Here is a 12600-nt window from a genome sequence, read left to right as displayed (position 1 = left end):
ACACCGAGGGCGGAAAGAGATAGGTTGTGACGTACTATTCACCCGAACGTAAAGCTGCATTGCTCAAGATGTTGCTTCCCCCGCTGAGCCTGACCGTGGCCGAAGTTTGTCGACGTGAAGGGGTCAGCGATGTATCGATGTACCTCTGGCGCAAGATGGCCAACCAAGGAAGTAAAGTGCCCGACGACATACTGCTTTCTGATAAATGGTCTGCTGAAGCCCGGTTTGCAGCTGTCCTTGAAACGGCCAGTCTGACTCAGCTTGAGTTGGGCGAATATTGCCGTCGAAACGGCCTTTACCCCGAACAGCTCAATGCCTGGCGTCAGGCCTGTATCAGCGGTCAAGAAGCTGTTCAGGCGCAAAAAATGGCTGATCATGAACAGACGCGCAAAGACAAGAAACGGATCCTGGAACTGGAGCGTGAACTGCGCCGTAAAGATGCTGCATTGGCCGAAACCGCAGCGTTGTTAGTGCTGCGAAAAAAGCTCAACGATTACTGGGGGACCGACGACGAGGACAACTGACCTCTTTGCCGGAACGGCAGTTGTTGGTGGGCTGGTTGATCGAAGCGATCGTAGCGGGAGCCCGAAAAATACGGGCCTGCCAAGAGGTCGGACTATCGCTCAGAACCTTGCAGCGCTGGACCCAGCCGCAGGAGCTGCAAGCCGATGCGCGCACCACCACTTTGCGGCCCAAGCCGCGTAATGCGTTAAGCGAAATCGAGCGACACGCCATCGTGGCGCTGTGCAACAGCCCGACATACGCCCATTTGCCTCCGAGCCAGATCGTTCCGCGCTTGGCCGACGAGGCGCGATATCTGGCGTCGGAAACTACGTTTTATCGCGTCTTGCGAGCAGCCGGCCAACAGCACCATAGAGGCCGCAGCCGACGACCCCGGCGGGTTGTAATGCCGACAACACATGCGGCTGAGAAGCCCAACCAGGTGTGGTCGTGGGACATCACGTATCTTCCATCGCCGATCCGCGGCAAGTATTACTACCTGTATTTGATCGAGGATATTTACAGCCGCAAGGCGGTGGGCTGGGAGGTTTATGAAGAAGAAAGTGGTGAGAAAGCGGCTGCACTGCTACAGCGCAGCGTGATCAGCGAGAAGTGCCTGCGTGAGCCGTTAGTGCTGCACTCTGATAACGGAGCGCCGATGAAATCGGTGACGCTGTTAAGCAAAATGTATGAGCTGGGGATCACACCCTCTCGCGGTCGGCCGCGCGTAAGCAATGACAACCCGTACTCGGAATCACTGTTTAGAACACTGAAGTACTGCCCGCAATGGCCCTTAGAAGGCTTCGCCAGCTTGGACGCTGCACGGACTTGGGTGAGGGATTTTATGCGCTGGTATAACACCGAACACAGGCACAGCCGGATCCGCTTCGTCACACCGTCAGAGCGCCATCGCGGGCAAGATCATCAGATCCTGGTGCTGCGGCACCAGTTGTATGAACGGGCACGCCAGAAAACTCCTGAACGATGGTCTGGAAAAACACGCAACTGGGAGCCGATAGGAACGGTGCTGCTGAACCCGGATCGGGTACAGCAGACCGGTAAGAAAGCGGCATAGCAAAACAGTTGGCGCGACAACTACCTTGAAAAACGCCGCTTGGAAGAGCCCCAAGTAACCAAGGGCTCTTGCCCCTGGCGTTCGGTGCCTCGCTAAGGCTCGGCATGCCCTCGCTCCGGTCCTGCTCCGTGGGTCGCCGCGATGGGCCATCCTTGGCCCAGCGCGGCTAAACCGGCATCCATGCCGGTTTACCCACTGCGCAGAACCTCCACTCGGCCTCTCGAGGGGGCAAGAACATCAAAAGCCAGATCACCATCAAAAACGAGGCGGCCTTAAAGCCGACCTGACCGGAAGCCATACGCATACCTTCTGTAGGAGCGAGCATGCTCGCGAAAAACCTGAGAGCACTGCGGGCTACCAGGTGCCCGGCGTTATCGTTGACGACCATCGCGACGGTGCGACGATTCGACATGCTCGCTCCTACATGGGGATCCAGGTTCACCCGTAACAGTCAGGTCGGCTTTAAGGCCGCCTCGCTTTGCTGTTGATCGCGAGCGCCCCGTTAACCACGATGGCCGAACGCAGGCGTTGCGCAGTGGGTAAACCGGCAGGACGCCGGTTTAGCCGCGCTGGGCCAGGGATGGCCCATCGCGGCGACCCACGGAGCAATGCCGGAGTGAGGGCATGCCGAGCTCTAGCGAGGCACCGAGTGGTGGGGCAAAGCCTTTTGCTTCCTTTTTGGCGTTTGAAAAAGGGAGTGGCTGTAAAAGCGAAACCGCCAGCCGCCGTTACCGCAGCAATGGATATGTACCCCGACAACCAATTTCACACAGAGCTTCCTGTTACGCCCCGCATCGCCGTTGCGTACGGCTCAACTAATGCGTCGTCAGCGGAACGCGGAGCGTCCCTGGCGGCATTCCCACGCAGAGCGTGGGAACGATCAACGATGAATCGCGAGCAGGCTCGCTCCTACAGGGGTACGTGCTCACTTGAAATCAGGTCGGCTGTCAGGCCGCCTCGCTTTGGCTTTTGATCTGGGTGCCCCGTTAACCACGATGGCCGAACGCAGGCATTGCGCAGTGGGGAAACCGGCAGGACGCCGGTTTAGCCGCGCTGGGCCAGGGACGGCCCATCGCGGCGACCCACGGAGCAATGCCGGAGTGAGGGCATGCCGAGCCCTAGCGAGGCACCGAGTGGTGGGGCAAAGCCTTTTGCTTCCTTTTTGGCGTTTGAAAAAGGGAGTCGCCGTAAGGGCGAAACCATAGGAGGCCGTTACCGCGGCAATGGATATGCACTCCGACAACCAATTTCACACAGGGCTTCCTGTGACGCTTCGCATCACCGCTGCGCACGGCTCAATTAAGGCGTCGTCAGTGGAACGCGGAGCGTCCCTGGCGGCATTCCCACGCAGAGCGTGGGAACGATCAATCAATGTGCTGCCGCCTTCGCGAGCAGGCTCGCTCCCACCGGGGATCCAGGTGCACCGGTCAAAGTCAGGTCGGCTTTAAGGCCGCCTCGCTTTGCTGTTGATCGCGAGCGCCCCGTTAACCACGATGGCCGAACGCAGGCGTTGCGCAGTGGGTAAACCGGCAGGACGCCGGTTTAGCCGCGCTGGGCCAGGGATGGCCCATCGCGGCGACCCACGGAGCAATGCCGGAGTGAGGGCATGCCGAGCTCTAGCGAGGCACCGAGTGGTGGGGCAAAGCCTTTTGCTTCCTTTTTGGCGTTTGAAAAAGGGAGTCGCTGTAAAAGCGAAACCGCCAGCCGCCGTTACCGCAGCAATGGATATGTACCCCGACAACCAATTTCACACAGAGCTTCCTGTTACGCCCCGCATCGCCGTTGCGTACGGCTCAACTAATGCGTCGTCAGCGGAACGCGGAGCGTCCCTGGCGGCATTCCCACGCAGAGCGTGGGAACGATCAATGTGCTGCCGCCTTCGCGAGCAGGCTCGCTCCCACCGGGGATCCAGGTGCACCGGTCAAAGTCAGGTCGGCTTTAAGGCCGCCTCGCTTTGCTGTTGATCGCGAGCGCCCCGTTAACCACGATGGCCGAACGCAGGCATTGCGCAGTGGGGAAACCGGCAGGACGCCGGTTTAGCCGCGCTGGGCCAAGGATGGCCCATCGCGGCGACCCACGGAGCAATGCCGGAGTGAGGGCATGCCGAGCCCTAGCGAGGCACCGAGTGGTGGGGCAAAGCCTTTTGCTTCCTTTTTGGCGTTTGAAAAAGGGAGTCGCCGTAAGGGCGAAACCATAGGAGGCCGTTACCGCGGCAATGGATATGCACTCCGACAATAAATCTCACATAGCTTCCTGTGACGCCCCGCATCACCGTTGCGCACGGCTCAATTAATGCGTCGTCAGCGGAACGCGGAGCGTCCCTGGCGGCATTCCCACGCAGAGCGTGGGAACGATCAATGTGCTGCCGCCTTCGCGAGCAGGCTCGCTCCCACCGGGGATCCAGGTGCATCGGTCAAAGTCAGGTCGGCTTTAAGGCCGCCTCGCTTTGCTGTTGATCGCGGGCGCCCCGTTAACCACGATGGCTGAACGCAGGCATTGCGCAGTGGGGAAACCGGCAGGACGCCGGTTTAGCCGCGCTGGGCCAAGGATGGCCCATCGCGGCGACCCACGGAGCAATGCCGGAGAGAGGGCATGCCGAACCCAAGCGAGGCACCGAGTGGTGGGGCAAAGCCTTTTGCTTCCTTTTTGCTGGGCCGGCACTCCGGCGTTTGAAAAAGGGAGTCGCCGTAAGGGCGAAACCCTAAGTGGCCGTTACCGCAGCAATGGATATGTACTCCGACAGAAAATTTCAAACAGGCCCACCGGGCAAAAAAAACGGCGACTGCTGGTACAGTCGCCGTGAAAAACCAGTGTCATCGACACCGGTCGAGAACACCACCGCAGCTAGGAGCCAACTGCGGTGCGGTCCTCTGCCAGAAAACGATTTACGTCGGCAGTCATAGGCCCCAGTGCAGCAACAACAGCACCAGCACGACGAGGAACACCGTCTCCCCCACCATCAGCAGGATCGGCTTGATGCCCACCGCCGCCAGCTCCTTGAGCTGGGTCTTCATGCCCAAGGCACTGATGGACACCACCAGGCACCAGCGCGACAGCTCATTGATCGAGCCCTGCACCGCCGGGGCTATCCACCCGGTGCTGTTGATGCACGCCAGAATCAGGAAACCGACAGCGAACCATGGCAGCAACGGTGGCCGCTTGCCGGTCGGATCGGCGCCCTGCATGCGCGTGATCATCGCGGCGGTGACGATCACCGGCAGCAGCATGGCGACGCGCATCAGCTTGACCACTGTCGCCGTGTCACCGGTCTCGGTTGACATGCTGTAGCCGGCACCGACCACCTGCGCCACATCGTGGATGGTCGCTCCAAGAAACACCCCGGCCACTTGCGGCGACAGTTGCAGCCAATTGGCGATCATCGGGTAGACGATCATCGCCAACGTCGACAGCGCCGAGACTCCGATCACCGTGAAAAGGGTCGCGCGTTCTTTCTGCGGGTGATTAGGCAGCGCTGCCGCCAGCGCCAATGCGGCCGATGCACCACAGATCGCGGTAGCCCCACCCGTGAGCATGCCGAACAAACGCTGAAAGCCCAGCGCCTTGGCCGCGATTACCGACACGCCGATGGTCACCACCACCAGGATCACCACCAGGGCCACCGGCTTCCAGCCCAGCGCCGCCATCTGTTCGAGGGTGATGCGCATGCCCAGCAGCGCCACCCCGATTCGCAACACGGTGCGTGCGGTGAACTCGATACCGGCCTTGCAGACGCCGTCACCGGCGAGGAAATTCAGGGCCATGCCCAGCAGCAGGGCAAACAGCATGACGGGCGCACCGTAGTGCTCGGACAAGAACGACGCGGCGGCAGCCACGATCAGACTGACGATGAAGCCCGGGGCCAGTTCGCGCGTGCGACTATGGATGCGGGTAAGAGCGATGGCGCTCATGGCGCGGACTCCTCAGGAACTATGACGATGAACGCCTGGCCGTCGATGATCTCGACCGGGTAGTTGTTGACTTTGACCTGCCTGGAATTGAGCAGGTAGCCGCTGTGCAAATCGAAGCGCAAACCATGGGCGCAACATTGGATCACCCGCCCCTCGAGACGTCCGCCACACAGCGAGGCGCCCTGGTGCGGACAGCTGTCGTCGATGGCAAACAGCTGTCCGTCGACGTTGAACAACGCCAGGCTTTTGTCCTCGAACTCGAACAGCGCCCGGCCACCGGCCTGCGGATGTTTGCCGACAGGTACGGGAATGCGCCGGGTCATGCCGGCTGCCGCTCGTGCTCAGGTTCCTTGAGCGCTTCGTTCATCGCGCTGAGCAGCGCCTGGGCAGGTTGTGCACCGATCACCGTTATGCGCCGGTCGAACTGGAAGCTCGGCACACCACTGGTCGCACCAGGTGATCCTGCAAACGGCGTGGCATCGCCCTTCAGGCAATCGAGCACAGCGTCGCTATCGAAACCGCAGGAGCGGGCGATGGCGAGCAAAGTCTCGTGGCACCCCAGGTTCTCGCGCTTGCGGAAGTAAGCGGCGAACAGCCGCTCGAGCAACATTTCACACTGGGCAGCATTGCCCAATGCGCTGATCCGCTCGAACAGGCGATGGGCATCGGCGGTGTTGGGCATCGTCTCGATCTGGGTCAGGTCGATGTTCAGTCCAACCGCCGCGGCAGCCCGTTGTACCTGGGCCTGACGCATGGTCATGGCGTCGGCATTGCCCAGGCGCTTGCGGTAGAAATCGGCGAAAGGCTCACCTTCTACCGGCAACTGTGGCAGCAACTGCACGCCATGCCACTGCGTGCTGATCTGCACATCCGGGTGGCGACTGCGAAACTGTACCTGCGCATGCTCCAGCTGGCGCTTGCCGATCAGGCACCAGGGGCAGATAAAATCGAAAAACACATCAATCTGTAGACGACGACTCACAACTTCACCTCTAACCCGGCTTGGCTGACGCGGTCAGGCACGGTCTGACCCTGAAGACGGGCAATATCTTTGTGGTAATGACACTTGGCGTAGAAGAACACGGCCGCTGCCGCGAGGCTGACCAGTGGCACCAGTTGAAAAGCGGCATGCAGGCCGATGAGGTCCGACACCCTTCCGGTGATGAACGGTCCTGGCGCCAGTCCCAGCATGTTGTTGGCCAATGTCAGCGTGGCGAAGGCCGTGCCATGGACCGAGTAATGGGTCAGGTTGGCAACCATCGCGCCAGCCGGGCCGGTGGTACCGGTGGCAATCAGCATGCCCAGGCAGATCAGTGCCAGCTGCAACGGCCCTGCCTGTAGCGCGAACGCCGCCGACAGCAACAGGCAACTGCCCAGGCAAAACGCGATGGCCAGGCTGACCTTGCGTTCCGGCGAGTTGCGACACAGGCGATCGCTGAGCATGCCGCACAGGATCATCCCGGTACCACTGCACAGCACGATGATTGCGGCCATGCCGCCAGCCTTGTCCGTGGGCATGTCGTAGTAGCGATTGAGGTAGCTGGGAATCCACACCATTACCGTGCCGCCGACGAACAGCTGCAAGCCGCTGCCGATGTAGGTAGCCACCACCGAACGACTGGACCACAGCGTACGCAGCGGACGCTTGGCCGCGGCTACCTTGTTCGCCAACTGGGCTGCACGCTTGGGCGCAATGCGTGCTTCCTTGACGATGATCGGGTACAGGATTGCCAGCAGCAAACCAAACAGCGCCATGCCAGCGAACGACCAGCGCCAGCCAAGCTTGGCGGCGATAGCACCGCCCAACGCCATGCCCAACACCGAGCCAAACATCCCGCCCGCCATGAACGCGCTGGCCAGGGTCGCCCGCATGTGTTTCGGAAACACCGAAATCACCACCGCGATGCCGACACTGCCGTAGGCGGCTTCGCCGACGCCGACCATGAACCGCGCGATGAACATTTGCTGATAGTCCTGCGCCAACGCGCAACCCAGCGTGGCCAGGCTCCACAGCATCGCCATCAGCGCCAGGCTCTTGACCCGGCCAAAGCGGTCAGCCATCAGCGACAGCGGAAATGTCAGCAGGCCAACCATCAGCGCGACAATGCCACTGAGCAGGCCAAGCTGCCCGTCGCTCAAGGCCCATTCGCCCTTGAGCAGCGGGAACACCGCGTTCAGCACCTGGCGTGACATGTAGTCGGAAATCAACAGGCCGAACGTCAGTGCGAAGACAATCCAGGCATATTTACGCGCAACGTTGACGCAACCAGCGTCGTCATCGTCGGCGATTGGGTGAAAGGCCATGCAGCCTCCTCAAAGCTTTTATTTATTTTTGTTATCAAGCGTTTTGCAGTGCGCACGAGGGGTCACGGCCTCTCGTGCGCACCACGGGTCAGCCGCGTTGCGGCACACCTTTTTGCCCGGCCTTGCGGTTGGGCGACATACCGTTGGCCAGCAGGGTCTGCTCGATGCTGTCGTACTTCACGCCGATGCGATAAATCTCGCGGGCTTCTTTGCCCGTGGCGATTTCGCGACCCAGTTCGTGGGCAATGCGCACGGTTTGCTGGATTTGCGCAACCGAGCCGAAACGCTCGCCCTTGTGATCAATGATAGTGTCTTCGTTGCCAACGCGCGGGTGCAGCCCCATGGACATCGCCATGGTGTTGAACGGCAGCACGTTCTTGAGCAGCGATTCGGAGGTCAGGGTGCAGCCATCCGGAACACGGTGGATGAAATTGAAGAAGTTGAACGGGTTCGGACCATCAAAACCACCGCCGATGCCGATCCAGGTCAGGTTCAGCGGGCCTTTGTAGATGCCCTTGCGCACCAGGCGCTCCAGGGTTTCGTAGGCATGAATGCCGGTCAGCTGGAAGTGCGGCTGGATGTCGTTGTCCATCAGGCGCTTGAGGTGCTCGGCAACCCAGGCTGGGCCGGCCGGTACGGTCATTTCGCTGTAGGCAGCCTGGACCAGCGGGTTGGCCAGGGAAGTGCCTTCCAGGTATTCCGGGTACAGCAGTTCCATGATGTTCATCTGGGTGGTGTTGATCGCCACCGTGACCTGGTCAGGTTTTGGCGTCAGCTCGGCCAGCATGTGGCGAGTGTCGTCGGACAGCCACTTGGCGGCTTCGCCATCGCTTTCCGGGGCGAAGGAAATCGAACCACCCACCTGGATGATCATGTCCGGCACGGCTTCGCGCACACCGGCGATCAGCTCGTTGAACTTCGACAGGCGCTTGGAGCCCTTGCCGTCCAGTTCACGTACATGCAGGTGCAGGACCGTGGCGCCGGCTTCATAGCAATCGACCGCTTTCTGGACTTGCTCGTCCATGGTCAACGGGATGTCTTCCGGGAAGTCTTCCGGCATCCATTCCGGGCCGTACGGGGCCACGGTGATGACCACTTTTTCCATGTTTTCGGGGTGCAGGGAATCGTCGAAGAATTGCATGAGTTACTCCAGTTCTTATGATTGTCCCGCCCACCCGGATGCGTGCCGGGCAGGCGTGTTTACGAGTGCGTATGCAGAAAGGGTCGATCAGTACGTCTTGTCGCCGATGATCCCGGCGCGCTCCATCTTGCGATGGCACGGTGGGTAATCCATGACGGCGTAGTGCTGGGTACTGCGGTTGTCCCAGATGGCGATGCTGTTGGGTTTCCAGCGCCAGCGCACTTGATACTCGGGGATATACGCCTGGCTGATCAGGTAGCGCAGCAAATCGCTCGCGCCGGGGTTGGCGTCCTGGCCGAAGCGCACCCGTTCAGGGGTGTGGTAGTTGCTCAAGTGGGTGGTGAAGGCGTTGACGAACAGCACTTTCTCGCCGGTTTCCGGGTGCGTGCGCACCACCGGATGCTCGGCGTCCGGGTACATGGCCTTGAGCGCCAGGCGTTTCTCGATCGGCATCGCCGCACCGAAGCTCGCTTCGATACTGTGGCGGGCGCGCAAGTCGGCAATCTTCAGCTTTACGTCTTCAGGCAAGCGCGCGTAGGCCTCGACCATGTTGACCCACATGGTGTCGCCACCGACCGGTGGGCATTCCACGCAGCGCAGCACGCAACCCATCGGCGGTGCCTCGCGCCAGGTCGCATCGGTGTGCCAGGCGTTTTCGTAGCGGTCCATCGGCTGGTCCGGGTTCTTGTAGATGCGCACCAGCCCCGGGTGCTCCGGATCGCTGCCGGCCACCGGATGGTCCTCCAGTTCGCCGAAGCGCCGGGCGAAGGCCACGTGTTCGGCGCGAGTGATGTCCTGGTCGCGCAGGAACACCACCCGATGCTTGAGCAACTGGGCACGAATCTCGGCAAACAGACCGTCGTCATGCACCGCGTCGGCGAGGTTCACGCCGATCAGTTCGGCGCCGATGCTATAGGTCAATTGTTCGACTTTCATGGCTGGCCGCTCCTTAAATGACGAAAATCGACGAACCGGTTGTCTTGCGCGACTCAAGGTCACGATGCGCTTGTACCGCATCCTGCAAGGCGTAGTGCTGGTTGATCTCGATCTTGATCCGGCCACTGCCGACGTGATCGAACAACTCACCAGCCAGGGCGGCTTTTTCGGCCGGGTCGCTGATGTAGTTGGCCAGGGCCGGACGGGTCAGGTACAGCGAACCTTTCATCGCCAGCATCACCGGGTCGAACGCCGGGATCGGCCCGGATGCAGTACCCACGCAGACCATCAGGCCACGGGGTTTCAACGAATCCAGCGAACCCATGAAGGTGTTCTTGCCAACACTGTCGAACACCACATTGACGCCCACGCCGTCGGTCAATTCGCGAACGCGTGCAGCGACGTCTTCATGGCTGTAATTGATCGTATGGTCGCAACCGTGAGCCCGGGCGATCTCGGCCTTTTGCTCGGTCGACACCGTGCCGATCACGTTCAGCCCGAGCAACTTGGCCCACTGCGAAACGATCAGGCCGACACCGCCAGCGGCGGCGTGCAGCAGAATGCTGTCACCTTCCTTGAAGTCGTAGATGCGGCGCATCAGGTACGAAGACGTCAGGCCGCGCATGGTCATCGCCGCCGCCGTTTCGAAGCTGATGGTTTCCGGCAGCTTGATCAGCGGCGCGGCCGCAATCAGCCGTTCGGTGCTGTAGGCGCCAAGGGTGTTGAGGAAACCGGTATAGGTGACGCGGTCCCCCACCTGGACGTTGGTCACGCCTTCGCCGATGGCCTGGACCACACCGGACGCCTCGACCCCCATGCCGTTGGGCATCGGGATTGGGTAGGTGCCATTGCGAAAGTAGGTGTCGGCATAGTTCAGGCCGACCGCCACATGACGCAGTCGAACCTGGCCTGGACCGGGATCGCCGACTTCGACATCCTCGTAGCGAAGGACTTCGGGACCACCGGTTTCGTAGAAGCGTACGGCCTTGGCCATTTTTCTTATTCTCCAGTCTGCAATATTGGCTGCTGCGTCGATTTGCGCTGATTGGACTGTAGGATGCTGCCTGGTGAGCCGCTTCTCATCAGACGACAATGGCTTTTCATTTCATGACAGTGCTCGCTGTGGCGATGACGGCGGTGGATGACTTCTCCAGTGTCGCTCGCTACCCTTACGGGGTGCCTGACGGCGTTCCAGGTCAAACACACTCCATCCAGACGAGCATGTAATGAAATCCTCCGCAGGTTTGCTGTTGTCGGGCATCGAGCTGGACCGTGCCAGCGCCATCCCCCTTTACCGCCAACTCTACTTGCAGATTCGCAAACAGATTCTCGGGGGGCGGATTCAGGGAGGCGTGCGCCTGCCATCGACCCGCACCTTGAGCAAGGAGCTGGAACTGTCGCGGATCACCATTCTCAATGCATTCGATCAACTGATTGCCGAGGGCTTTCTGGCGTCGCGGACCGGGGCCGGGACCTACGTCGGCACTGAGTGGGAAAGTCGAGGCATTGCCGAGCAACCGCAGCAGCCCGAGCCCCCTCGTTTGTCCGATCTGAGCCAGTCCATGCTGTCGTTGCGCAGCCGGCATTTTCGTGGCGTTTCCTATACCGGTTGGGCGGCGCAAACGCCCATTTCATTCCTGCCCAGCCACAGCGCCTACGACGCGTTCCCGCAACCGGTCTGGAAACGCCTGATGAACCGCCACCTGCACAAGCCGAGCAAAGCCATGCTCGGCTATGGCGAACTGCAAGGGCTGTTGGCCCTGCGCCAGGCCATTGCCGAATACGTTTTCGACGCCCGTGGCATCGACTGCAGTGTCGAACAGGTGGTGATCGTTTCCGGTGCCCAACAAGCCTTCAACCTGCTGGCCATGCTGTTGCTCAACCCCCAGGACAGCGTGTGGATGGAGGACCCGGGGCATATCGCCGCGCGAATCGCGTTCCAGGCCCAAGGCGGTCAAGTAGTGCCGGTGCGTATCGATGAACAGGGCATCGATGTCGAGCAAGGACTGAGCCGCTGCCCTGAAGCTCGCCTGGCTTTTACCACACCGTCTCGCCAGCATCCCCTGGGCGTAACCATGAGCTATGCGCGGCGTCAGGCACTCATCGATTGGGCTGCACACCACCATAGCTGGATCATCGAAGACGATTGCGACAGTGAGTTTCGCTACAACGGCCGCCCGTTGCCGGCACTCTATGCAATGGATCAACGGGCTCGGGTGATCTACGTCGGTACGTTCAGCAAAGTGCTCTTCCCCTCGTTGCGCCTGGGTTACGTGATACTGCCGCAGGATTTGATCGAGCCCTTCTGCACCCTGCGTGCGGTGATGGATCGCAGCCCCGCCACACTGCTGCAGGCGGTGACCGCGGATTTCATGCGCGAAGGTCACTTTCTCGGCCATATTCGCCGTATGCGCGCGCTGTACCAGGCCCGCCAGCAAGCGCTGGTCGAGCAACTGCAACAACAACTCGGCAACTTCTTGCGAATCACCCCGGTGGACGCCGGCATGCACCTGATCGCCTGGCTGCCTCCCGAGCTCGATGACGACGCCATTGCCAAGCAACTGGCGCAACACAACATCCACACCTACGCCCTCTCCGACTACTGCATCGAGCACATCCTGCCGCCGGCCCTGCTGATCGGCTTTGCCGGCACCCCCGAACACCAGGCCCGGGAGCGCGTCGAGGCGCTGACCCGGGCCCTGGACGCGATGGGGTGCCTGACGCAGGCCACTTGA

Annotated in this window: 10 protein-coding genes; 2 read left to right on the top strand and 8 right to left on the bottom strand. The window is 61.0% G+C overall.

The genetic code is table 11. The features are described 5' to 3' along the window. Positions 1 to 26 precede the first annotated feature (26 nt). Positions 27 to 1576, top strand: a protein-coding gene (locus HGP31_RS13100; RefSeq protein ID WP_116287586.1) for an IS3 family transposase whose coding sequence is annotated in 2 segments (ribosomal slippage) — positions 27 to 486 and positions 486 to 1576 — 1551 coding nt in all. Because the reading frame shifts where the segments join, the coding sequence is not laid out codon by codon here. A gap of 166 nt (positions 1577 to 1742) precedes the next feature. Here HGP31_RS13100 and HGP31_RS13095 read toward each other — a convergent pair. From HGP31_RS13095 to HGP31_RS13060, 8 genes are all read right to left on the bottom strand, one after another. Beyond that, the gene (locus HGP31_RS13095; RefSeq protein WP_151141892.1) at positions 1743 to 1988 is read right to left on the bottom strand and encodes a hypothetical protein; all 246 of its coding nucleotides are present in this window, start codon (positions 1986 to 1988) and stop codon (positions 1743 to 1745) included. A 2485-nt stretch (positions 1989 to 4473) separates the two neighbouring features. Further along, on the bottom strand, positions 4474 to 5484 hold the full coding sequence (locus tag HGP31_RS13090; RefSeq protein ID WP_020798538.1) for a YeiH family protein: 1011 nt from the start codon (positions 5482 to 5484) through the stop codon (positions 4474 to 4476). Next, on the bottom strand, positions 5481 to 5807 hold the full coding sequence (locus HGP31_RS13085; RefSeq protein WP_020798539.1) for a Rieske (2Fe-2S) protein: 327 nt from the start codon (positions 5805 to 5807) through the stop codon (positions 5481 to 5483). Before HGP31_RS13085 ends, HGP31_RS13090 begins: the two co-directional genes overlap by 4 nt. Further along, a complete protein-coding gene (locus tag HGP31_RS13080; RefSeq protein ID WP_020798540.1) occupies positions 5804 to 6466 on the bottom strand; it encodes a DsbA family oxidoreductase in 663 nt (220 codons plus the stop codon). Before HGP31_RS13080 ends, HGP31_RS13085 begins: the two co-directional genes overlap by 4 nt. Then, entirely contained in the window at positions 6463 to 7788 is a 1326-nt protein-coding gene (locus HGP31_RS13075; RefSeq protein WP_020798541.1) for an MFS transporter, read from the bottom strand. Before HGP31_RS13075 ends, HGP31_RS13080 begins: the two co-directional genes overlap by 4 nt. A gap of 88 nt (positions 7789 to 7876) precedes the next feature. Further along, on the bottom strand, positions 7877 to 8929 hold the full coding sequence (locus tag HGP31_RS13070) for a beta-keto acid cleavage family enzyme (RefSeq protein WP_020798542.1): 1053 nt from the start codon (positions 8927 to 8929) through the stop codon (positions 7877 to 7879). Positions 8930 to 9016: 87 nt separating this feature from the next. Next, a complete protein-coding gene (locus HGP31_RS13065; protein WP_020798543.1) occupies positions 9017 to 9865 on the bottom strand; it encodes a TauD/TfdA dioxygenase family protein in 849 nt (282 codons plus the stop codon). 13 nt (positions 9866 to 9878) lie between these two features. Then, a complete protein-coding gene (locus HGP31_RS13060; protein ID WP_020798544.1) occupies positions 9879 to 10859 on the bottom strand; it encodes a quinone oxidoreductase family protein in 981 nt (326 codons plus the stop codon). 232 nt (positions 10860 to 11091) lie between these two features. On the opposite strand from HGP31_RS13060, the gene pdxR reads away from it, so the two are divergent. Continuing rightward, positions 11092 to 12600: a MocR-like pyridoxine biosynthesis transcription factor PdxR gene (pdxR, locus tag HGP31_RS13055; RefSeq protein ID WP_168757893.1), complete on the top strand. Its 1509-nt coding sequence runs from the start codon at positions 11092 to 11094 to the stop codon at positions 12598 to 12600.

It is taken from the genome of Pseudomonas umsongensis (genome assembly GCF_012647205.1).
GTDB classification, from domain to species: domain Bacteria; phylum Pseudomonadota; class Gammaproteobacteria; order Pseudomonadales; family Pseudomonadaceae; genus Aquipseudomonas; species Aquipseudomonas umsongensis.
The sequence above is the reverse complement of the archived record's forward strand: the minus strand, read 5'-3'. Positions and strand labels throughout refer to the sequence as shown.

What these genes read in the sequence shown, in the direction of transcription:
- HGP31_RS13075 (WP_020798541.1), bottom strand. Translation starts at nt 7,788, where the DNA reads ATGGCCTTTCACCCAATCGCCGACGATGACGACGCTGGTTGCGTCAAC.
- HGP31_RS13070 (WP_020798542.1), bottom strand. Translation starts at nt 8,929, where the DNA reads ATGCAATTCTTCGACGATTCCCTGCACCCCGAAAACATGGAAAAAGTG.
- HGP31_RS13090 (WP_020798538.1), bottom strand. Translation starts at nt 5,484, where the DNA reads ATGAGCGCCATCGCTCTTACCCGCATCCATAGTCGCACGCGCGAACTG.
- HGP31_RS13060 (WP_020798544.1), bottom strand. Translation starts at nt 10,859, where the DNA reads ATGGCCAAGGCCGTACGCTTCTACGAAACCGGTGGTCCCGAAGTCCTT.
- HGP31_RS13065 (WP_020798543.1), bottom strand. Translation starts at nt 9,865, where the DNA reads ATGAAAGTCGAACAATTGACCTATAGCATCGGCGCCGAACTGATCGGC.
- HGP31_RS13085 (WP_020798539.1), bottom strand. Translation starts at nt 5,807, where the DNA reads ATGACCCGGCGCATTCCCGTACCTGTCGGCAAACATCCGCAGGCCGGT.
- pdxR (WP_168757893.1), top strand. Translation starts at nt 11,092, where the DNA reads ATGAAATCCTCCGCAGGTTTGCTGTTGTCGGGCATCGAGCTGGACCGT.
- HGP31_RS13095 (WP_151141892.1), bottom strand. Translation starts at nt 1,988, where the DNA reads ATGTCGAATCGTCGCACCGTCGCGATGGTCGTCAACGATAACGCCGGG.